The following is a 20106-nucleotide window of genomic DNA, read 5'->3' as shown; positions in this document are numbered from 1 at the left end:
CTGCGGACGCATGCGATCGACGGGAAAAATCCAGCCGGCGCAATGCACCACCAGGACACCCCGCCTGTTGACGTTCATTCCGCCGCGGCAGGTCTCCTGGCTCGCAGGTCGTCACCTTTGTCGGCCTTCCCGGTGCTTCACACACCAGTGGCATTTGTCGACGCAGGCTCGCTGCTTACAGTTGCGGGGGCAGCGCCGGTATCACACCGGCTTCCCTCTTAGCTTCCTTACCGGATGACGATTCGGAAGAACCATGGCGTCAATATGTAGTACCCAGGGCGCCGGCGCTGTCAATGAATAGCGTTGCGATCATCCCCACTATTCCCGCGATTGTTCGACACAGTCGAAGAGGCGGTCGTCGCCCCGCTTTACTGCTTGCGCGTTGATGTCCACGCCGAGTCCGGGCGAAACCGTTGGCACCAAGGACCCGCCTCGCCAAAGACCGATTCTTGAAGGTCAATTCGGCCTATCAGCAGCCCGAATCGCCCGCGCGCAGCTTCGCACGTGGCCGGGCGGCGAGTGAATGGTCCAGCTCTGCCTGACGGCCATCATCAGGACCCTGTGCGAATCAATATGCGCTGCAATATGTTTCTGTGGTGGGACGGGGATGATTGGAATAAGCGCCTGCGGCATGGTCAAGACACGTGATCTCAACGACGCTGTTCTGGCCGGGGCTTGCGGACCCCGGGCATTGCAGGCAGGCACGCTGTATCAGCGGCAAGGGCGGGTGACCGAAGTCGTCGTCGAGGAGAATGGACGCCGGATTACGGCGAGGGTCCAGGGCAACGAGACGCGGCCGTATCGCCAGACGATCGCGATTGAGGAAAAAACGCCCGGCCGGATCGTGGTCTCGGGTGAATGCACGTGCCCGGTAGGCTTCAACTGCAAGCACGTCGCCGCCGCGATCGTTGCCGCCCGCGACGTCGGCGGCAGAACGGGTTCGGTAAATCGGGCTGCCGACTGGGGACAGTCATCACGTCGCGCGATCGAGCCGCCCCCCGGCGTCAAACGCATATCGGCTCCTGCATCGCAGCCGCAAGCCGGGCTGCTGTCCGCCTCCCTGGTCGGCTGGCTGGACAGCCTCGGTGCGGCCGAGCTTGCGGACTCCGAAGACTATCCTGCGGAGGTACATCACAGGCTCGTCTATCTTCTCGACAGCCATGCGAGCGGCGACCGGCACCCGGTTCTCGTCGTCCGCGTGTTCAAGGTGCGCCTGCGCAAGGACGGCACATTCGGAGACGATTCGCAGCCTTTCGATCTGCGGAAAATGTCAGCCAACCCACCCAAATTTGTCAGGCCCTCGGACCTGGCGAATGCAAAGCGCATGTTGATGCTGAGCAGCGAATATTCCAGCACGCCGTCCTTTCTCCTCGCGGACGCCGCGGGAGCCGACTTGCTGCCTTTCCTCCTTGCGACAGGCCGGACACGCTGGCGCAGCCTCGGCGGTCCGGCCATGTCTCCCGGCCCATCGCTCGACGGCAGGCTCGACTGGTCGCTTGGTGAGGATGCCCGGCAGCGCCCCGTTATCGTGTTGGCCGGCGAGAATCATGATGGACTGATCACCTTGCGGGCAACGCCGCCCCTCTGGGTCGATCCGGCGTCCGGACAGATCGGGCAGATCGAAACCGGGTTGAATCGCACGCTTGCCGCTGTGGTCCTTGCCGCGCCACCGATCGCGCCGGGTGATGCGCCGGTGCTTGCCGAAGCCATCCAGAAAAAAGGTGCACATCTTGCCGCCCTGGCGCCGCGGGTGCCGGAAATGGAAGAAACGCTCGGCGGATCGCCGCTGCCGGTGCTGCGGTTGCAGGCCGCCACGCTTCCGGTCGAGCCGCTAACCGGGTCTGGGATTCGCTACGGCTGGACCTGGCCGCCCGCGACCGAGACGGTCGGAGTCGCGCGCGCCGCATTCCTTTATGACGATATCGAACTTGCCGCGGAAGACACCCGGCCGCAGCCGATCCTGGCGCGGCGCGGGTGCCTCGTTAAGGTCAAGCGTGACCTTCGGACGGAAGTAGCACGTCTCAAGCGCCTGTCGGAGTTCGATCTGGTGGCGGTGGCGAAAGCCAGGCCCGGTGCCGCCAGCACGCACGGTTCGGCGCTTGTGCCCCTCGAAGCAGACGCCGGCTGGCTCGATTTTCTATGGCACGACAAGGCCACGCTCGAGGCCGAAGGCTGGCGCGTCATCATCGCTGCCGATTTTCCGGTGCGGCTGGCGAGGCCGGAGACCGGCCTTCAGGCCCGCCTGCGCGAGAGCAGTGGCATCGACTGGCTGGAACTCGACCTCGGCGTGGTGCTGGATGGCGAGACCGTCGATCTCGTGCCGGCGCTGGTCGCCCTGATCCTGTCGCCGGCTTTCGAAGCCACACTTGATTCGTTGCAGACCGACGACGAGGATCTGCCGTTCTATCTGCCGCTGAACGACGGCCGTATGCTCGGCCTGCCGGCTGCACGCATGCAGCCGATCCTGGCGACCTTGGCCGGGCTCCTTCTTCACCAGGGCTCGGGCAAGCCGCGGCTGACCGCCGCCGATGCGGTTGCGCTGGACGCGCTGGAGCAGGCCGGCGTCGTCTTTCGCGGCGGCGACAATCTGCGCGCGCTCGGGCGGCGGTTGCGGGAGCACGGCGGCATTGCCGATGTCGCCCCGCCGCCGTGGTTTTCGGCCGAACTGCGTCCCTATCAGGCGCGCGGCCTCGCCTGGCTGCAACTGCTGGCGCAGGTCGGTCTCGGAGGCATCCTCGCCGACGACATGGGGCTCGGCAAGACGGTGCAGACTCTGGCCCATATTGCGGTCGAGAAGGCGGCGGGCCGTCTCGACAGACCGGCTCTGGTGATTGCGCCGACCAGCCTCGTCGGCAATTGGGTGCGCGAGGCGGAGCGTTTTGCACCCGAACTTGCGTTGCTGGTGCTGCACGGGCTGGACCGCAGGAAGGATTTCGACCGCATCGGTGCGGCCGACCTGGTCATAACCACCTACCCGCTGATCGCCCGCGATCACGAAACCCTCGTCGCGCGCGATTGGAGCGTGATCGTGCTCGACGAGGCGCAGGCGATCAAGAACCCGGAAGCGACCACGACAAAACTCGTCGCCAAACTGTCGGCCCGTCAAAAGCTATGCCTGAGCGGCACGCCGCTCGAAAACCATCTGGGCGAACTCTGGTCGCTGTTCCATTTCGCCAATCCGGGCTTCCTTGGTGACGCCAGGAGCTTCAGGCAGGTTTACCGCACGCCGATCGAGAAAAAGGGCGATGGCGAGCGGGCGCGGCTGCTGGCGCGCCGGGTGCGGCCGTTCACGTTGCGCCGCACCAAGGCGGAGGTTGCCCCCGAACTGCCGGCCAAAACCGAAATGGCCGAGGCGATCGAACTCGGCACCGCCCAGCGCGACGTCTATGAAACGATCCGCATCGCAATGCACCAGAAGGTCAAGGCCGCGATCTCCGCCAAGGGTTTTGCGCAAAGCCGCATCATCATCCTCGACGCGCTGCTGAAGCTGCGCCAGGCGACCTGCGATCCGCGCCTGCTGAAGCTGGCGAACGGCAAGCAGGCGAAGGCGGGTTCCGCAAAACTCGAACGGCTGATGGAAATGCTGGAGGAACTTCTCGCCGAAGGCCGCCGCATCCTGGTGTTCTCGCAATTCACCTCGATGCTGGCGCTGATCGAGGAGCGCCTGACACAGCGCGGGATCGACTATGCGCTGCTCACCGGCGACAGCAAGAACCGACCGGCGATCATCGCCCGTTTCCAGGACGGCGACGTGCCAGTCTTTCTGGTGAGCCTCAAGGCCGGCGGGACAGGCTTGAACCTTACCGCGGCCGACACCGTCATCCTCTACGATCCGTGGTGGAATCCGGCGGTCGAAGACCAGGCGATCGACCGCGCCCATCGCATCGGCCAGCACAAGCCGGTCTTCGTGTACCGGCTGGTGGCGCAAGGCACCATCGAGGACAAGATGGAGACGCTGAAGGACAAGAAGCGGGCGCTGGCCGCAGGCCTGTTCGACGCCGAAGGCGTGCCGACGCTGGCCATGACGGAAGCAGACATCGAGCTGCTGCTGGCTTGAGCAGGTGGTATTTCTTCGCCGGCTGGATGGTCTGTCGCAAGCGCGGCTGAATATTGCCCCCAACTTCTGCCCGATCGGTTTCGCGGCGTCTCGTGTCACATCGGGCTCCGAGCCCGATTGGGACAACGGCTGATTGGCCGCATCCGGGTGTCGAATTCAGGTCAGGGCGGCAACGGCTATGGCATTGGATGTTCATGGTGGCTCGACCAATTTCCGAAGGTGGTGACCAGCATCCCGACATCCGGCAGCATTGGCGCTTGATGCCGCCTCGATTTCAGCCCACATCCGTCCGGATGAAGGATGAGACGTGGGACGAGCACTGGGTATTCAGGTGGGCCTTGCCTGCCTCCTTTGCCTTGCATCTGCTCATTCCCGCGCTCCTGATGTTCGAACTGCCCGCATCGCTGCCGCAGCCGCAGGAAGAGCAGGCGATAAAGGTCGATATCGTGCCGCCGCCCAAGCCACCGGAGGAACCCAGGGCGGAACCGTCGCCGCCCAGGCAAGAGCCCAAGCCCGAAAAGCCGCAGGAAGTAAAGGCCGAGAAACCTCCGCCGGCGAACAATACCGCCCCCCCGCAAGCACCCCAACCTGGCGTGAGGCGAGTCGTCCGATTCGGCGAGAAGGACGCTGGTCCCCGCCAGTCTTCCGATGGTAGCAGCGCGGAGGAAGGCTCGGCGTCAACGACAGCACCGGATGCGCCGGATAAGCAGGATCCCGCGCAACCGCCGGTCCTGGCAGCGGCCGAGGCGAAAAATCAGATCGCGCCGCCCGGCGAACCAGGAATGGCTGCACCCAAAATACGGGCGCCCAAGGCAGCGGATAAGGCCAAGGCGCCAAAAGCCCCGAAGCTTGTGGAAGCAAAGAGATTGTTTTCGCGGAGCGCAACCGGCGATCCGATTGCCACGACCGCGATGGATGGCATGCCGCGCGGACAACGGGCTGGCGAACTGTGCTTCGCGGAACTGAAACTGCAATTGATAAACGCCTCGCCCCCGTATCTGGCCGAGCAATTGCCTCTTTTTGGGCTGAAAGCCGGCACGGTCATTGAAAATGCCGACACAGCCTTCGACGGCAATGGACAATGGCGCCATCTGGGCTTTCGCTGCGAAGTGGACAGCGACGCGACAAGGGTAGTGTCCTTCGCGTTCGGCGTCGGAGGCCCGATCCCGCGCAGCGAATGGGTGCGCTACGGGATCAGGTCGCAATAGAGGCCGGGCGCTGCTTTGCGCCCGCGGCTGCGAAGGTTTGGCTCGCCCATCCCAAGGTAGGCTGGAACTGTCGTCGCCACGCCAGATATCCCGGTCGCAGCCCTTCCGGCCCGATCCCGTCGTGTCGAAGGGCGCGGCCTCACATGCCCCAGCGTAGCGCTGCCGTGTGCACCCTGGCGTCCCACAGGCGCGCCGCCTCATCGTCCAGCATCGACAGCGTGATCGAACAGCCTGCCATGTCGAGCGAGGTCACGTAGGAGCCGACAAGGGAGCGCGCAATCGTGATGCCGCGCTTCTCGAACTGCCGGCGTGCACTGTTGTACATGAGATAAAGTTCCATCGACGGCGTGCCGCCAAAGCCGTTGACGAAGAGCAGCGCATTGCCCTTGGCGGCCGCGCCTAGGTCGCCGGCGATGGCCTCGCAGATCTCCTCGGCGATGGCGTCGGCGGAAGCGAGTTTCGCGCGGCGGCGGCCGGGTTCGCCATGGATGCCGACGCCGAATTCCATCTCGTCGTCGCCGATCTGGAAATTTGGTTTGCCGGCGGCCGGCACGGTGCAAGAGGTGAGCGCCACACCCATCGAGCGGGTCGATCGGTTGACCTTGTCGCCGAGCGTCTTCAAGTCCTTCAGCGCGCGGCCTTCCTCGGCGGCGGCACCGACGATCTTTTCCACCACAAGCGTACCGGCGACGCCGCGCCGTCCGGTCGTATAGAGCGAATCCTCCACCGCAACGTCGTCATTGGTGATGACCTGCATGACGCCTTCCGACATTTCCGCCGCCATCTCGAAGTTCATGACGTCGCCTTCGTAGTTCTTGACGATGAACAGGCAGCCGGCACCGGTGTTGACCTCGGCGGCCGCCTCCATCATCTGGTCGGGGGTCGGCGAGGTAAAGACCTGGCCGGGGCAGGCTGCGTCGAGCATACCGAAGCCGACTAGCCCGCCATGCAGCGGCTCGTGGCCGGAGCCGCCGCCGGAGATCAGCGCCACCTTGCCGGGTTTGAGCACCTTGCGCCGGATGAACTTGTGGCCACCGCCGAGCGCCAAAATGTCGGAATGGGCAGCAGCGAACCCGTCGAGGGTTTCGGTGAGCACCGTGTCGACCGCGTTGATGAATTTTTTCATTTTTCCTCCTCCCGTTCCTGCCTAGCTAGCTGCCCTTGCCAGCGATGCTGGTGATCTTGTGGATGAATTCGTTGATAGCGCGGTCGAGCGCGGCGTTCTGCCTGTCGTCGCCCAAGTCTGGCACCACCAGAGAGATGTGGCGGCTGCGCCTGAGCCCGGCCTCGTGCGCGGCCTTGCCCGGATGCGCGGCGCGGTAGGCGGCGAGGAAGGCGTCGCGCTCCTGCATGCTGAAATGGCAGACGGAAAAGATCGCCTGCAGATGTTTCGCCGGGATTGGTGTCGAATAGGCGGCACTGGTGATCTGGGTGACGAAGCTGCGGTGTTTTCCGAGCGTGTCGGCCAACCGCTGGCGGGTGCCGGACGGACGCTGGTCGATCACCGTGGACAGAACAGTCTTGTAGGCGCGGATCGCCGCCTCGGCGTCTTTCGGCTCGGGCTGCGGGCTCTTCGCCATGGTCAGAGCGTGACGCCGGCGACCGCGGCTTTCGCGAGCGCCAATTGCGCGGGCACGACGGAAAGGTCGCGCAGGCCAGCTTCCAGCAAGGCAGGTATGGCGGTCGGATCGCCGCCGGCGTCCCCGCACAGGCTGACCGGAATGCCGTTCGCCTGGCCGAAGGCGGCGACGGAAGCGATCAGCCGCAGCACCGCCGGATTGTGCACGGAATTGAGCGCCGCCACCGCGGTGTTGTCGCGCGCCGCCGCCATGACATACTGGGTGAGGTCGTTGGAGCCGATGGAAAAGAAGGCGACATCGGCGAAAAGCTCCGGCGCGATTGCCACGGAAGGCACCTCGACCATGATGCCGAGCGGCGGCAGGACGTACTCGATCCCGGCCGTGGCCAAAACTTTAGCCTCCTCGGCGAAAAGCGCGGCGGCAAGGGTATATTCCTCCGGCACGGCGATCATCGGAAACATGATTTTGAGGTTTCCGTAGACGGCGGCGCGCAGCAGCGCACGGATCTGCACGCGAAAAATTTCTGCGCGCGCCAGCGACAGGCGGATGCCGCGCAGGCCGAGGAAGGGGTTGCCTTCTTCGACCGTGTAACCCGGCACTGGCTTGTCGCCACCGGCGTCGACGGTGCGGATCGTGACCGGCTTGCCGGCTGCCCACTCCAGCACCTTGCGGTACGCGAGATACTGCGTCTCCTCGTCCGGCAGTCCTTCAGGCTTGCCGAACAAAAATTCCGTGCGCATCAGCCCGACACCATCGCAGGTCGCGATATCGATACGCTCGACATCGGACGGGTCAGCTACGTTGATGAGAACGCGCACCGGCGTGCCGTCGGCGGTCGAGGCTGGGTTTGCGGAATTCGCCTCCGCCGCGAGCCGGCGCGCCGCAAAGGCCTCCGCCGCCCTATGGAAAAGTTCTTCGGCCTCGTCGCTCGGGCCGAGCAGGACGTGGCCGTGCTCCGCGTCGAGAAAGACCGGAAGATCGAAATCGCTGGGCACCGGCCCAAGACCGACCACCATCGGCACCCCGCGCGCCCGCGCCAGCATGGCGACATGGCTTGCCGAACTGCCCTTTGCCAGTGCGATGCCGCCGCCCTGCGACCAGTCGACCGAGAGAAAACGCGTCGGTGCGATGTCGTCGCCGACAAGTATGGCGCCGGGCGGTAGCGAGAGATCTCCGGCGGGGACAAGCGCGTCAAGGACCTGCTGGCGGATGTCCTTCAGGTCGGCGGAGCGGGCGCGAAAATACTCGTCGTCGGAGGCTTCGTAGCCGGCGATCTCGGCATCGAGCGCGTCGCGCCATGCCCGGTCGGCTAGAGCGCCGTCCTCGATTAAAGCGAAGGCGGGCGCCGCGAGCGATTCGTCGGCGAGCATGGCAAGCTGGAACTCGAGCATGTCGGCTGCCTCGCCGACAGTCTGTGTTGCGAGCGCAGCCAGTTGCTCGGATGCGCCCTCGATGGCGATGGCAAGCGCGCGGGCTTCCTCCGTCGGCGACCCCTTGGCGGCATAGGCCTTCGAGCCGGCGTCGAGGCCGAACACCGGGCCTTTCGCATAGCCGTGCGAAGCGGGGATTCCGCTAAGCCTATGCGGTCCGGACATGCGCTTCGGCCTCGTCGAAATCGCGCTCGACCAGCGCGACCAGCGCATCCACGGCGAGTTCCGCCTCCTCGCCGCTGGCGCGCAGGTGGAGCACGGTGCCCTTCGGCGCTTTGGCCGCCATCACCTTCACGATGCTCTTGGCGTCGAACCACGGACCCTCCGGCGCTAGCGCCATCTCGATCGAGGCCGGGAACGACTTCGCCAGTTTCGTGAACTTCACTGAAGGCCGGGCATGCAGGCCGACCTCATGCGTGATCTCAACCGCTCTTAGTGCAAGCGCCGTCATCAAAAATTCCGATCCATTCAAGCCGGCGCCAATTCGTGCGCCGTTGCCACGACTTCCTTGAGCGACGCTCCTCCCGAAGCCTCCGTCGCAGCCATCACCGCGCCCTCGACGATCGGCGCGTTGCAGACAACGATCCGATTCGCCCTGGGTTCGCCAATCATTTCGATCGCCATCTCGCTGTTGGTCTCGGCGCCGCCGAGATCGACCAGGATTGCGACGCCGGCATCCGACCACGCGCCGTCGATCGCCTGCATGATCGCCTCCACGCTGGTCCCCAGCCCACCCTCCGGATTGCCGCCGCACCAGGCGAGCGGCACCTCGTCGCCGACCATCTGGCGCACCATGTCGGCGGTGCCTTCGGCGACCTTCGCCGAATGCGAGACGATGACGATGCCGACATTCTTCATGCACTGCGCTCCAGGGTTTTGGTGACGGCGCGCACGATGAGCGCGGTGGAACGCGCACCCGGGTCGACATGGCCAATCGAGCGGTCGCCCAGGAAGGAGGCGCGCCCGCGGATCGCCTTCATTGGTTTGGTGGCCTCGGCGGCAGCGTCCGCAGTATCGGCGATTTCGGCGCCGGCGCTGCCAGCGCTAAGTGTCGCCTGCACGGGATAGAGCACGTCGAGCATGGTTTTCTGCCCCGCCTGTGATTTTCCGCGCGCGGCCACTGCATCGACGGCCTTGCCGAAGGCGGCGGCAAGTTCGGCGCGGTCGGGCTCGGCGGGCAGTTCTTTGCCGAGGGTGAGGAACAGCGTGCCGAACAGCGGGCCGGACGCGCCGCCCACGGTCATGACCAGTTTCGTGCCGACCGCCTTCAGCGCATCGGGCAGGGGCTTTTCGGCAAGCGCCGCGCTGTCGGCGCGCACCGCTTCGAACCCGCGCTTCATGTTGAGCCCGTGATCGCCGTCGCCGATCGCCTGGTCGAGCGCGGTCAGTTCCTCGGCATGCGCCGACATCGTGTCCGCGACGGCGGCGATCAGGGCTGAGAGGTCGATCCTGCTCATCGTTTCATCCACACTCATCCCCCGATCCTGTTGCCCGCGCCGTCGAAATAGAGCGGCGCGCGGAACCGCACGGTCACGCGGTCGCCCTTCTGGAAGGACGTATCGGGGTCCGTCAAGGTCACCAGTCTGCGGTCGCTGACGGTCAGGTGCAGGTGGTTCTGGTCGCCGAGATGCTCGATCCAGTCAATCGTGCCGTCGGCGTGGCCGTTGGCCGCCTTCTCGATCTTCAGGTGCTCGGTGCGCGCGCCGACCGTCTTCGTGCCCGCAGGCGCGGCATCCGGCAGCAGGCCGGCGGGCAGCAGGTTGATCGCCGGCTGTCCGAGCCGCGCCGCGACATGCAAATTGGCGGGCTGCGTATAGATTTCGCGCGGCGAGCCGATCTGCACCAGCCGGCCTTCGGCAAGGATGCCGATGCGGTCGGCCATGGTCATCGCCTCGATCTGGTCGTGCGTGACGTAGAGCATCGTCGAGCCAAGTTCGGTCTGGATGCGCTTCAGTTCCAGACGCAAATCGGCGCGCAGTTTTGCGTCGAGCGAGGAAAGTGGTTCGTCCATCAGGTAGATCGCCGGCCGCCGCACCAGCGCCCGGCCGATCGCCACGCGCTGCATCTCGCCGCCGGAAAGCCGTGTCGACTTGTTCTCCAGCTTGTGGTCGATGCGCACCAGTTTTGCGATCTCGGCGACGCGTGCCTTGATCTCGTCCTCGGAGCGTTTGCGCGTCGGCGAGCGCAACGGGAAGGCAAGATTCTCGTAGACGGTGAGATGCGGATAGAGCGAATATTGCTGGAAGACGAAGGCCACGTCGCGCGCCGCCGGCTCCAGTTTCGTGACGTCGCGTCCGGCGATCACGATCGAGCCCTGCTCGGGCCGCTCCAGCCCGGCAATCAGCCGCAGCGTCGTCGTCTTGCCGGCGCCGGTCGGGCCGAGCAGCACGACGAACTCGCCATTGGCGATGTGGAGGTTCAGTTCGGAAACGGCTTCCGTCTCGCCGAAGACCTTCGAGACATTGCGGAGCGATACGTCAGCCATGCGCTGCACCTTCGTTCAACCCGGTGCGGATCGCGCGGCCCGACGCGCGGTCGAACAGCGACACGCGCCCGGCATTGAACGCGAGGCCGACCGGCTCGCCGGTTCGAAGCTGGATGTCTGCCGGCACGCGCGCCTTGATCATGCCGTCGGCGGTCTCGACGGCGACGATCTGCGTCGTGCCGAGATATTCCGTGCCGTAGATCGCGCCGCGCAGTTTCGAGGCATCGTCAAAGCGGATGTGCTCTGGCCGCACGCCGAGCGCGAAACCCGCCGAAGCGAAATCCTCATGGATTTCGGGCACGGAGACGGTTGCACCTTGCACGACGATCTCTTTCGCACCCCTTCGCAGTCCGTTTTCGAACTTAAGGAAATTCATGGGCGGCGAGCCGATGAAATCGGCGACGAACATCGAGGCCGGCCGGTCGTAGATTTCCTTCGGCGTGCCGAATTGCTCGATGAGGCCATGATTCATGACCGCGATCTTGTCGGCCATCGACATGGCCTCCAACTGGTCATGCGTGACATAGACGGTTGTCGCGCGGATGCGGTTGTGCAACTCGCGCAGTTCGTGGACCATTACGTCGCGGAATTCGCTGTCCAGCGTGCCGAGCGGCTCGTCCATGAGGAAGCATTTCGGCCGGCGCACGATGGCGCGGCCGAGCGCCACGCGCTGGCGGTCGCCGCCGGCGAGTCCCGACACCGGCCGGTCGAGCAGATGGTCGATGCGCAGCAGTTTGGCCGTCTCCTCGACCCGCTGTCGGATTTCGGCTCGCGCCATGCCCTGGGCGAGCAACGGGAAGCCTATGTTCTTCCTGACGTTCATGTGCGGGTAGAGGGCGAAAAGCTGGAAGACGAAGGCGATGTCGCGCTCCCGCGCCCGCAGCATGGTAACGTCCTCGCCGCCGAGCAGGATCTTTCCGCCGGTCGGCAGTTCGAGGCCGGCGATCATGCGCAGCGTGGTGGTCTTGCCGCAGCCGGACGGCCCAAGCATGACGAAGAACTCGCCGTCCTGGACGACGAAGTTGGAGTTCTGGACCGCGATGAACGATCCGAATTCCTTGCGAAGGTTTTGCACGCGGATTTCGGCCATCGTCCTAGTCCGGGAATTTCGAGACGACAATGAACATGACGGTGCCGGCGAGCATGGTGACGAACGACCAGGTGTAGAGCTCAATGGCGAAGGGCTGGAACAGCATCAGGAAGCCGAGACCGATCACGACGGTGGCGATGTTTTCAAGCAGACCGCGCCGCAGAGCGCGGGGCCAGGAAGAGCGTTTGGAGGCGACGGATTTGCTCATGCCCCGCCTCCGGCAATTTCAGGATAGCCGCGCCTCGCTGGAACACCCCTCATCCGTCTCGCTTCGCTCGACACCTTCTCCCACAAGGGGAGAAGGGGGAGCCTTGCTTTTCCGCTTCGGCAAATCTCAAACGTCGGCGATTGGCAGAGGCGCAGGTGCCGCGCTCCCCCTTCTCCCCTTGTGGGGTCCGAAGGACGGGCGCGAAGCGCCCAGGGCGGTGTCGAGCCCGAAGGGCGAGACGGATGAGGGGTGTTGGACGGAGTTCGACGGCCGCTCATTTCCGCACCGCCCCGAAGGTAATCCCGCGCAGGAGCTGCTTGCGCAGCAGGATCGTGAACACCAGGATCGGCACGAGGAAGATCGTCGTGCCGGCGGCGACTGCCGGCCAGTCCTGCCCGCCCTCGCCGATGATTGTCGGGATGAAGGGCGGGGCGGTCTGTGCGGTGCCGGAGGTCAGCAGCGCGGCGAAGGCGTATTCGTTCCAGGCGAAGATCAGGCAGAAAATGGCGGTGGCCGCGATGCCGGTCGTGGCCTGCGGAAGCACCACGCGCCAGAAGGCCTGCAGCCGCGTATAGCCGTCGATCATCGCCGCTTCCTCGTATTCGCGCGGGATCTCGTCGATGAAGCCCTTGAGCAGCCAGACAGCCAGCGAGACGTTGACGGCGGTGTAGAGCAGGATCATGCCGAGCGCCGTGTCGGAGAGGCCAATCTCGCGGTACATGAGGTAGATCGGGATGGCCACGGCGATCGGCGGCATGAAGCGGGTCGACAGGATGAAGAACAAAAGATCGTCGGCCAGCGGCACCTTGAAGCGCGAGAAGCCGTAGGCGGCCAGCGTGCCGAGGAACACGGCAAGGAATGTCGAGCCGAAGGCAATGATGATAGAGTTCAGGAAGCGCGGCAGGAAGTTGGACGGGCCGGCGATCACCATGTTTCGCTTGCGCGTGGTCTCGTCGCAGAAGCTCGTCGCCGGCGGCAGGGAGTTTATGTATTCCGCAGTCTGGCGGGTGCGCGTCGTGAACAGGTTGCAATAGCCCTCGATCGACGGCGTGAACACGACCTTCGGCGGATAGGCGATCGAATCCGGCGGCGTCTTGAAGCTGGTGGCAAAGATCCAGAACAGCGGGATCATCGAAATGACCGCGTAGACGATCACCAGCGTGGCGGCGACGCGCTTCGAGGTCGTGCTCGGCTCGACGACGGAATGGGCGGCGGCGCTCATCGGCTCTTCACCCGGTTCAGGACTTTCACATAGATGTTGGCCAGTCCGAAGACGGCGACGAACAGGATGATGGCGAAGGCGGATGAGAAGCCGGTGCGCCATTTCTCGAAGGCTTCGCGTTTCAGCGTGATTGAGGCGACCTCCGTGGTCGAGCCCGGCCCGCCGCCGGTCAACAGGTTGACCATGTCGAACATCTTGAAGTTCTCGATGCCGCGGAACAGCACCGCGAGCATGATGAAGGGCAGGGCCATCGGCAGGGTGATCGACCAGAACTGCCTCCAGTTCGACGCGCGGTCGACCTCCGCCGCCTCATAGATGTAATCCGGAATGGAGCGCAGCCCCGCCAGGCAGATCAGCATGACGTAGGGCGTCCACATCCAGGTATCGACGATGATGATCGCCCAGGGCGCCAACTTTACGTTGGACAGCATCAGGATTTCGGTCGTCGGGATGCCGGTGAAGAACGACACGATATAGGTGAATAGTCCGATCTGCGGCTCGTAGAGGAAGCGCCAGAAATTGCCGACCACCGCCGGCGACAGCATCATCGGCACCAGGATAATTGTGGTCCAGAAGGCATGGCCGCGGAATTTTCGGTCGATCAAATAGGCCAGCGAAAAACCGATCAGCGTCTGAAGCAGGATCGTCCAGAAAACGAAATGCGCCGTCGTCTGCATCGCGATCCATGTGTCCTGGTCGGTCAGGATGCGCTCATAGTTCTGCAGGCCGATATTCTTGACCGCCTCGTTCGGGCGGTTGGCGCGGTAGTTGGTGAAGGAGAGCTGGATCGCCCAGATCAATGGAAAGATGTTGATGGCAAGCAGCAGCAGGATGGTCGGCGCGATGAACAGCCAGGCGACCATCCGGTCGGACAGCCCGCGTACCGTCTTGGCCAGCGGCTCCGGCGTTGCCCGGGCGGCGGCCTCCATGGTCCGATCCAGTAGGGAAGGGTGGGTGTCGGTCACGACGGGCTTTCTGCCGGGCAGGTCTTGCATGATGAGCGATCTCCGTCCCGCGCCAAACTAACACGGCGCGGGGCGGAGTTGGGAGGACGCGGGCTTACATCTTGCCGTCGTCTTCGAACACTTCGGTCCAGTCCTTGACCAGGCCGTCGAGCGCTTCCTTGGCCGTGCCCTGGCCGGCGACGACATAGTCATGGAAACGCTTCTGCGAGGCCTGCAGCAGCGAGGCGTAGCTGGGCTCGGCCCAGAAATCCTTCACGATCGCCATGGAGTCGAGGAAAGTCTGCGCATAGGGCTGGCTGGCCGCGAAGCCAGGATCTTCCACGACAGCCTTCAAACAGGAGAAGCCGCCGAGCGACCACCACTTCTTCTGCACGTCGGCCGTTGCAAACCATTTGATGTACTGAAGCGCGGCGTCCTGCTTGTCTGAGTAGGAAACGACCGAGATGCCCTGGCCGCCGAGCTGGGCGAGCTTTTCGCCGTCCGGACCCGCTGGATTGGCGAAGAAGCCTACTTTCTCGCCCCCGACCATCTCGTCCTTCTGCAGGCCCGGCCATGTGAAGGCGAAGTTCATGTGCAACGCCACCTGGCCGGATTTGAAGGCGTCGATGCCTTCGCCCATGTAGCTATTGGAGGCGCCGGGCGGTGTGCAGCAATCGTAGAGCGCCTTGTAGAATTCGAGGCCCTTCACCGACTTCTCGGAGTTGACAAAACCTTCCATGTCGTAGGGCTTGTCGGGGTTCTCGTATTTGAAACCGAAGGAATAGAGCACGTCCATGACGCCCATGGTGACGCCCTCGGAGCCCCGCTCGGTATAGATCGAGGCGCCGTAGACCTTCTTGCCGTCTACCTCGCGGCCCTGGAAGAACTCCGCAATGTCCTTCAACTCGGCAAAGGTCGCGGGGACGGCCAGATCACGACCGTATTTTTCCTTGAATGCGGCCTGAAGTTCCGGCTTGGCGAACCAATCCTTGCGATAGGTCCAGCCGACCACATCGCCAAAGGCCGGCAGCGACCAGTAATTCGGCGTGTTCTTCGGCCACTGTGAATAGCCGACGACAGTGGCGTCGACGAAGTCGCTCATCTTGATTCCTTCCTTGTCGAAGAAATCGTTGAGCTTGACGTAATGGCCGTTCTCGGCGGAGCCGCCAATCCACTGGCTGTCGCCAATGATCAGATCGCATAGCTTGCCCTTGGAGTTCAACTCGTTGAGGAAGCGGTCGGCGTAGTTGGTCCACGGCACGAACTCGAACTTCATGCCGATGCCGGTCTGCGCGGTAAAATCCTTGGACAGTTCGACGAGGGCATTCGCCGGGTCCCAGGCGGCCCAGCAAAGCGTCAGATCCTCGGCCTGCGAAACGCCCGTCATGGCGGTCGAGGCGGCAAGCCCCGCAGCCAGGCCGAGCGACACTTTCCATGTCAATTTCATGCCTACCTCCCATTTGCGAAACGTGTCCGGATGACCCGTTTCAAGAACCCTCTCGCCCCTCCCGAGGGCGCCCACACGCATCGCGGCGTGTTGAGTAATTTTGTTTAGTTGAAACAGAATTTACTAAACACGCAAGGGGGAAAATGTGCTGCGCTGCACAATCAATTCTCCACGCCTCCGATGATCTGCTCGCCGCGTGTCGAACCTTCGCCGTATTGACGATCCGCCGTCCCGGCCTCACTATTTCGGCAACAGGGTCACGCATCCACGCGAAACGAAACCCTGGGAGGAAATCATGACCACCTCGATCAAGCTCTTCCGGGGCGCGTTCGGGCACGTCTCCGTTCTCAACGTCGCCAGCAACTTCGTTACGCATGCCCATGCCGAGGCGCACATCATCATCTGGCTGGACGGCACGGCGGGAGAGATGACAATCGGCGGGCAGACGGTGCGGCTCGGCCCGGGCATGGCCGCCTGCATCAATTCGTTCCAGCCGCACAGCCACGCGCTGTCCAGCGACGGCGCGCCCGGTCAGTTCCTGGCCTTATACATCGATCCCGAATGGGCGCGCCGCCGGCTTGGCCTCGCGCCCAAGGTGCCGCTGTTTCCGGTCGTATCGCTGCCGCTCGACAATTGGCTCTATCGCGCCGCCGTCGGCCTCTACGACGAGCTCAACGACGGGGCAGGGGACGAACTTGCGGGTTACGAGACCGAGCGGCTGATCGACAGCCTGATCGACGCCGCCGACATGGCGCGACCGCGCAAGGCGCGGATCGCCGGCCAGGGCGCCATGCAGGATTTCCGCGTGCGCAAGGCGATCGAGTTGATGAAGACCAACGTCTGCGAGCGCATCTGCTTCGACGACGTAGCGAGGAGCGTCGGCCTGTCGCGTCCGCATTTCTTTGCGCTGTTCAAGGAGCAGACCAACCTGACGCCCAACGTCTACTGGAACACTTTGCGCATGGAGGAGGCGCTGAAACAGCTCCAGTCGGAGGATTCGCTGACCTCCGTCGCCTGCAATCTCGGCTTCACCTCGCAAGGCAATTTTACCCGATTCTTCCGCGACCATGCCGGCGTGCCGCCGACGATCTATCGTGAAGCGGCGCGGGCGACCGCCTGAACTTTTTCAGACGCATCGATAAGCGTCCAAGACTGATTGATAAGCGACCGCTGACCGTCCGGCTAAGCTTCTCCTAACACGCAATCTGGGAGGAGCGCCTTATGGCCAGTGTCAGGATTTCGAGCGTCATCGACGCACCGGTCGAAAAGGTCTGGGCGCGCATTCGCGACTTCAACGGCCTGCCAAGCTGGCATCCGCGCATGGTTAAAAGCCATATCGAGGACGGCAAGGCCGCAACCGATATCGGCGCCGTGCGCAACTTCGAACTGGCCTCAGGCGCGACCGTCCGCGAAAAGCTCGTCGCTTTCTCGGACGAAGACCGTCTCGTCACCTATTCGATCGTCTCCCATCCCATGCCGATCACCAATCACGCATCCACGCTCAGGCTGGAGCGCGTCAGCGACGGCGACCGTACCTATGCGGTTTGGACGGCGGAGTTCGACGCGCCGTCCGACAAGGCCGACGATATCGCCAAGGGCATGGGCGCAAACGTCTTTCAGGGCGGCTTCAACGCGCTGAAGGACCATTTCGCCGGCAACGGCTGAAAGTTTCGCGGCCAGCTCGGGGAGGATGCGATGCCGCTTGCACTCAAGACATTTGCCAATGTGAACGACGCGGGCGCGGCGCTGAAAGCCGCAGGCGCGCGCTATCTTGGTGGCGGCACTCTGGTTGTGCGCGCCGCCAACGAAGGCGACGTTTCGCTGTCCACCTTCGTGCGCTCGACCGATCCGGTCCTGTCGGCGCTCTCGGTCGAAGGCGGCCGCGCCACCATCGGGGCGTCGGTGACCATGGCGGCCATCGCGCGCCACCAGGAGCTTGCTGCGATCGCGCAGGCAGCGCGCGCTGTCGGCGGGCCGGCAATCCGCAACATGGCGACCGTCGGCGGCAATCTGTTCGCGCCGGCGCCCTATGGCGATTTCGCCGTGGCGCTGCTCGCGCTGGATGCGGAAGTTCTGCAGGGAGACCAGGTAACGCCGATCGACGCCTTCTTGAAGGCTCGGGCCGCGAACGCTGGCCGCATCGTCAGCGCCGTTCGGTTCGATGTGCCGGCGGCTCAAAAATTCCGCTTCGTGAAGGTGGCGCGGGTCAAGCCGAAAGGCGTGTCGGTGCTAAGCATTGCTGCCCTTCTCGACGAGACAGCTGACGGGACGATCCGCACCGCGCGCATCGCGCTGGGCTGCATGGCGGATCGTCCGATGCGCGCTCTTGCGGCCGAGCAGGCGCTGGTCGGCCGCAAGCGTACGGCGGAGGGCATTGCGCCGGCGCTAGCCGTCGTCACGCAAGGCACGTCGCCGATCACCGACGCCATTGCCAGTGCCTGGTATCGCGCCGAGGTTCTGCCAGTCCATCTGGGACGGCTGCTGTTGTCTTAGGTCTGTTCCAAATATCGACGGCCCAGGGAATCGCCGAAATGCGCCGCCTCTTCGGGCCGGCGCGGGAGGAAGAAAAGAATGGCGAAGGTACCGATCCAGTTCGTGCTCAACGGCGACGAAAAGGCCGAGTTCGTCGAAAGCGGCTCGACGCTCCTGAAGGTCCTGCGTGAAAAACTCGGCGACACCTCGCCGAAGGGCGGCTGCCAGCAGGGCACATGCGGAACCTGCTCGGTGCTGGTCGACGGCGAACTCAGGCTTTCTTGCCTCACGCTTGCCGAGACCTGCGAAGGCGCTGAAATCACCACCACGGCCGGACTGGCGGAAGGCGGCGTGCTTCACCCATTGCAGCGCGCCTTCCAGGAAGGATTCGCGACCCAATGCGGCTTCTGCACGCCGGGCATGATCATGGCGGCGAAAGTGCTGCTCGACCGCGTGCCAAACCCGACACGCGACGAGGTGGTCGACGCCATATCGGGCAACATCTGCCGCTGCACCGGTTACGAGCCGATCATCCGCGCGATTCTTTCGGCGGCGCGTTCCAACTCGCATCACGCGGCCTGAGGAGTTTTCCGCAATGGAACTGCGCAAAAACTACTTCGCCGACGAGCGCAAGGACGATCTGCACGAGATCGGCCAAAGCCGGCCGCGTTCCGACGCGCCGGGCCACGTCACCGGCAAGACCGCCTATTTCGCCGACCGCAATTTTCCGGGCATGCTGCACCTGAAGATGGTGCGCAGCCCGCATCACCATGCGCGCATCAGAAGCATCGACATTTCGGAGGCGGAAAAGCTTCCGGGCGTCGTCAGGGTGCTGACGGCCAAGGACATTCCGCACAATCTCTATACCATCCTGATCCTTATCCAGGTCGGGCCGGAAGACGAGCACGTACTGGCCGAGGACAAGGTGCGCTGGAAGGGCGAGGCGGTGGTGGCCGTCGTCGCCGAGACCGAACGCGCCGCGCAGGAGGCGGTGGACAAGGTCAAAGTCGATTATGAGGTGCTGCCCGCCGTCTTTGATATGGAGGAAGCGCTGAAGCCTGGCGCGCCGCTGGTCAATGAATACCATCCCGGCAATTTTTACCTCTATGACAGCGGCGACCACCGCAAAGTGCGGTTCGGTGATATCGACAAGGGGTTCGCCGAGGCCGATCACATCCTCGAGCAGACCTATGCGTCGTCGCCCATCGAGCAGGCGCCGACCGAGACCACCGGCTGCGTCGTCGTGCCGGAGGGCAACGACCGCTTCACCTGCCACACCAACACGCAGGCGATGTTCTTCACGCTCGACAACACCTCGATCATCCTCCAGATGCCGGGCCACAAGCTGCATATGGTCGGCGGCACGGTTGGCGGCGGCTTCGGCGGCAAGGTCGACGTCATCGTCGAGCCGATCGCCATCCTGGCGGCAAAACTGACCGGCCGGCCGGTCTCCTTCATCTATGGGCGCTACGAGGAGATGCAGATTTCCTCGCCGCGCGCGGCGGAAAAGATCATCATCAAGGACGGCGTCACGAAGGATGGGCGGCTCCTCGCCCGCAAGGTGACGGGCTATACCGACGCCGGCGCCTATTCGCGGCATTCGCCCTATGGCGCGCAGAAGGGCGCCGCGCATTATCCAGGCCCATATACGGTGCCGAATGTGTGGATCGACACCTACTGCGTCTACACCAACCGCACGCCGTCCTCGGCCATGCGCGGCTTCGGCGTCACCATCGCCGACTTCGCGCTGGAGGTGCAGATGGACAAGCTGGCGCGGCTGATCGGCATGGACCCGCTCGAGTTCCGCTTCGTCAACGCCTACCGCGACGGCGACATGAAGGCGCATCGCCAGCCGACGACCGGGGCGGCGCTGATCGAGTGCATGCAGGAGGCCTCCCGCGCCGCCAACTGGCCGGTCGCCGAAAAATACCTGCAAATGTCCTCGTACAAGGGAGGCTGAGCG

The 20106-nt window shown here is 64.1% G+C and carries 19 protein-coding genes and 1 riboswitch; of the genes, 7 read left to right on the top strand and 12 right to left on the bottom strand.

Translation table 11 applies throughout. The annotated features are described in order from the left end of the window. Positions 1–69 precede the first annotated feature (69 nt). Positions 70–271: riboswitch (cobalamin riboswitch) on the bottom strand. 360 nt (positions 272–631) lie between these two features. Both ACSBOB_RS25855 and ACSBOB_RS25850 read left to right on the top strand, forming a co-directional pair. Continuing rightward, positions 632–4057 carry a DEAD/DEAH box helicase gene (locus ACSBOB_RS25855; protein ID WP_442578918.1) on the top strand — a complete coding sequence of 1142 codons (3426 nt, stop codon included), beginning with the start codon at positions 632–634 and terminating at the stop codon, positions 4055–4057. Positions 4058–4245: 188 nt separating this feature from the next. Next, positions 4246–5265 carry a DUF930 domain-containing protein gene (locus tag ACSBOB_RS25850; protein WP_442578917.1) on the top strand — a complete coding sequence of 340 codons (1020 nt, stop codon included), beginning with the start codon at positions 4246–4248 and terminating at the stop codon, positions 5263–5265. A gap of 139 nt (positions 5266–5404) precedes the next feature. Here ACSBOB_RS25850 and dhaK read toward each other — a convergent pair whose 3' ends face one another. The 12 genes from dhaK to ACSBOB_RS25790 all read right to left on the bottom strand — a co-directional run bounded on the left by dhaK (position 5405) and on the right by ACSBOB_RS25790 (position 15671). Beyond that, positions 5405–6391, bottom strand: a complete 987-nt coding sequence (gene dhaK / locus ACSBOB_RS25845) for a dihydroxyacetone kinase subunit DhaK (RefSeq protein WP_442578916.1) — start codon at positions 6389–6391, stop codon at positions 5405–5407. Positions 6392–6416: 25 nt separating this feature from the next. Further along, the gene (locus tag ACSBOB_RS25840) at positions 6417–6845 is read right to left on the bottom strand and encodes a hypothetical protein (RefSeq protein ID WP_442578915.1); all 429 of its coding nucleotides are present in this window, start codon (positions 6843–6845) and stop codon (positions 6417–6419) included. A gap of 2 nt (positions 6846–6847) precedes the next feature. After that, positions 6848–8440, bottom strand: coding sequence for a phosphoenolpyruvate--protein phosphotransferase (ptsP, locus tag ACSBOB_RS25835; RefSeq protein ID WP_442578914.1), 1593 nt, complete (start codon positions 8438–8440; stop codon positions 6848–6850). Continuing rightward, positions 8424–8726, bottom strand: a complete 303-nt coding sequence (locus tag ACSBOB_RS25830) for an HPr family phosphocarrier protein (protein WP_442578913.1) — start codon at positions 8724–8726, stop codon at positions 8424–8426. The genes ptsP and ACSBOB_RS25830 overlap by 17 nt, the downstream gene beginning before the upstream one ends. 17 nt (positions 8727–8743) lie before the next feature. Beyond that, positions 8744–9133 (bottom strand): dihydroxyacetone kinase phosphoryl donor subunit DhaM, encoded by a 390-nt coding sequence (gene dhaM, locus ACSBOB_RS25825; protein WP_442578912.1) that lies wholly within the window; start codon positions 9131–9133, stop codon positions 8744–8746. Then, a complete protein-coding gene (gene dhaL, locus ACSBOB_RS25820; RefSeq protein ID WP_442578911.1) occupies positions 9130–9732 on the bottom strand; it encodes a dihydroxyacetone kinase subunit DhaL in 603 nt (200 codons plus the stop codon). The genes dhaM and dhaL overlap by 4 nt, the downstream gene beginning before the upstream one ends. A 14-nt stretch (positions 9733–9746) precedes the next feature. Further along, complete coding sequence (locus tag ACSBOB_RS25815) at positions 9747–10760, bottom strand: ABC transporter ATP-binding protein (protein ID WP_442578910.1); 1014 nt, start codon at positions 10758–10760, stop codon at positions 9747–9749. Then, complete coding sequence (locus tag ACSBOB_RS25810) at positions 10753–11850, bottom strand: ABC transporter ATP-binding protein (protein ID WP_442578909.1); 1098 nt, start codon at positions 11848–11850, stop codon at positions 10753–10755. Before ACSBOB_RS25810 ends, ACSBOB_RS25815 begins: the two co-directional genes overlap by 8 nt. A gap of 4 nt (positions 11851–11854) precedes the next feature. After that, positions 11855–12058 carry a hypothetical protein gene (locus ACSBOB_RS25805; protein ID WP_442578908.1) on the bottom strand — a complete coding sequence of 68 codons (204 nt, stop codon included), beginning with the start codon at positions 12056–12058 and terminating at the stop codon, positions 11855–11857. Between the two features lie 274 nt (positions 12059–12332). Further along, positions 12333–13280: a carbohydrate ABC transporter permease gene (locus ACSBOB_RS25800; protein ID WP_442578907.1), complete on the bottom strand. Its 948-nt coding sequence runs from the start codon at positions 13278–13280 to the stop codon at positions 12333–12335. After that, positions 13277–14209, bottom strand: a complete 933-nt coding sequence (locus ACSBOB_RS25795) for a carbohydrate ABC transporter permease (RefSeq protein ID WP_396647360.1) — start codon at positions 14207–14209, stop codon at positions 13277–13279. Before ACSBOB_RS25795 ends, ACSBOB_RS25800 begins: the two co-directional genes overlap by 4 nt. Positions 14210–14339: 130 nt before the next feature. Continuing rightward, a complete protein-coding gene (locus ACSBOB_RS25790) occupies positions 14340–15671 on the bottom strand; it encodes an ABC transporter substrate-binding protein (RefSeq protein ID WP_442578906.1) in 1332 nt (443 codons plus the stop codon). A gap of 295 nt (positions 15672–15966) precedes the next feature. Here ACSBOB_RS25790 and ACSBOB_RS25785 point away from each other — a divergent pair, with 295 nt between their 5' ends. The 5 genes from ACSBOB_RS25785 to ACSBOB_RS25765 all read left to right on the top strand — a co-directional run bounded on the left by ACSBOB_RS25785 (position 15967) and on the right by ACSBOB_RS25765 (position 20103). After that, the gene (locus ACSBOB_RS25785; protein WP_442578905.1) at positions 15967–16791 is read left to right on the top strand and encodes a helix-turn-helix domain-containing protein; all 825 of its coding nucleotides are present in this window, start codon (positions 15967–15969) and stop codon (positions 16789–16791) included. Between the two features lie 101 nt (positions 16792–16892). Then, positions 16893–17336: an SRPBCC family protein gene (locus tag ACSBOB_RS25780; protein ID WP_442578904.1), complete on the top strand. Its 444-nt coding sequence runs from the start codon at positions 16893–16895 to the stop codon at positions 17334–17336. A 30-nt stretch (positions 17337–17366) separates the two neighbouring features. Continuing rightward, complete coding sequence (locus tag ACSBOB_RS25775) at positions 17367–18164, top strand: FAD binding domain-containing protein (protein ID WP_442578903.1); 798 nt, start codon at positions 17367–17369, stop codon at positions 18162–18164. Positions 18165–18242: 78 nt separating this feature from the next. Continuing rightward, positions 18243–18725: a (2Fe-2S)-binding protein gene (locus tag ACSBOB_RS25770; RefSeq protein ID WP_442578902.1), complete on the top strand. Its 483-nt coding sequence runs from the start codon at positions 18243–18245 to the stop codon at positions 18723–18725. A 13-nt stretch (positions 18726–18738) separates the two neighbouring features. Continuing rightward, positions 18739–20103 carry a xanthine dehydrogenase family protein molybdopterin-binding subunit gene (locus ACSBOB_RS25765; protein ID WP_442578901.1) on the top strand — a complete coding sequence of 455 codons (1365 nt, stop codon included), beginning with the start codon at positions 18739–18741 and terminating at the stop codon, positions 20101–20103. Positions 20104–20106: the final 3 nt, after the last annotated feature.

The organism is Mesorhizobium sp. KACC 23794 (assembly GCF_052180275.1).
Taxonomy (GTDB): Bacteria; Pseudomonadota; Alphaproteobacteria; order Rhizobiales; family Rhizobiaceae; genus Kumtagia.
The sequence above is the reverse complement of the archived record's forward strand: the minus strand, read 5'-3'. Positions and strand labels throughout refer to the sequence as shown.

Excerpts from the sequence above, each read along its gene's own strand:
- ptsP (WP_442578914.1), bottom strand. The coding sequence starts at position 8,440 with ATGTCCGGACCGCATAGGCTTAGCGGAATCCCCGCTTCGCACGGCTAT.
- ACSBOB_RS25850 (WP_442578917.1), top strand. The coding sequence starts at position 4,246 with ATGTTCATGGTGGCTCGACCAATTTCCGAAGGTGGTGACCAGCATCCC.
- ACSBOB_RS25770 (WP_442578902.1), top strand. The coding sequence starts at position 18,243 with ATGGCGAAGGTACCGATCCAGTTCGTGCTCAACGGCGACGAAAAGGCC.
- dhaM (WP_442578912.1), bottom strand. The coding sequence starts at position 9,133 with ATGAAGAATGTCGGCATCGTCATCGTCTCGCATTCGGCGAAGGTCGCC.
- ACSBOB_RS25800 (WP_442578907.1), bottom strand. The coding sequence starts at position 13,280 with ATGAGCGCCGCCGCCCATTCCGTCGTCGAGCCGAGCACGACCTCGAAG.
- ACSBOB_RS25815 (WP_442578910.1), bottom strand. The coding sequence starts at position 10,760 with ATGGCTGACGTATCGCTCCGCAATGTCTCGAAGGTCTTCGGCGAGACG.
- ACSBOB_RS25855 (WP_442578918.1), top strand. The coding sequence starts at position 632 with ATGGTCAAGACACGTGATCTCAACGACGCTGTTCTGGCCGGGGCTTGC.
- ACSBOB_RS25785 (WP_442578905.1), top strand. The coding sequence starts at position 15,967 with ATGACCACCTCGATCAAGCTCTTCCGGGGCGCGTTCGGGCACGTCTCC.
- ACSBOB_RS25805 (WP_442578908.1), bottom strand. The coding sequence starts at position 12,058 with ATGAGCAAATCCGTCGCCTCCAAACGCTCTTCCTGGCCCCGCGCTCTG.
- ACSBOB_RS25775 (WP_442578903.1), top strand. The coding sequence starts at position 17,367 with ATGCCGCTTGCACTCAAGACATTTGCCAATGTGAACGACGCGGGCGCG.
- ACSBOB_RS25780 (WP_442578904.1), top strand. The coding sequence starts at position 16,893 with ATGGCCAGTGTCAGGATTTCGAGCGTCATCGACGCACCGGTCGAAAAG.
- dhaK (WP_442578916.1), bottom strand. The coding sequence starts at position 6,391 with ATGAAAAAATTCATCAACGCGGTCGACACGGTGCTCACCGAAACCCTC.
- dhaL (WP_442578911.1), bottom strand. The coding sequence starts at position 9,732 with ATGAGCAGGATCGACCTCTCAGCCCTGATCGCCGCCGTCGCGGACACG.
- ACSBOB_RS25790 (WP_442578906.1), bottom strand. The coding sequence starts at position 15,671 with ATGAAATTGACATGGAAAGTGTCGCTCGGCCTGGCTGCGGGGCTTGCC.
- ACSBOB_RS25810 (WP_442578909.1), bottom strand. The coding sequence starts at position 11,850 with ATGGCCGAAATCCGCGTGCAAAACCTTCGCAAGGAATTCGGATCGTTC.
- ACSBOB_RS25840 (WP_442578915.1), bottom strand. The coding sequence starts at position 6,845 with ATGGCGAAGAGCCCGCAGCCCGAGCCGAAAGACGCCGAGGCGGCGATC.
- ACSBOB_RS25795 (WP_396647360.1), bottom strand. The coding sequence starts at position 14,209 with ATGGAGGCCGCCGCCCGGGCAACGCCGGAGCCGCTGGCCAAGACGGTA.
- ACSBOB_RS25830 (WP_442578913.1), bottom strand. The coding sequence starts at position 8,726 with ATGACGGCGCTTGCACTAAGAGCGGTTGAGATCACGCATGAGGTCGGC.
- ACSBOB_RS25765 (WP_442578901.1), top strand. The coding sequence starts at position 18,739 with ATGGAACTGCGCAAAAACTACTTCGCCGACGAGCGCAAGGACGATCTG.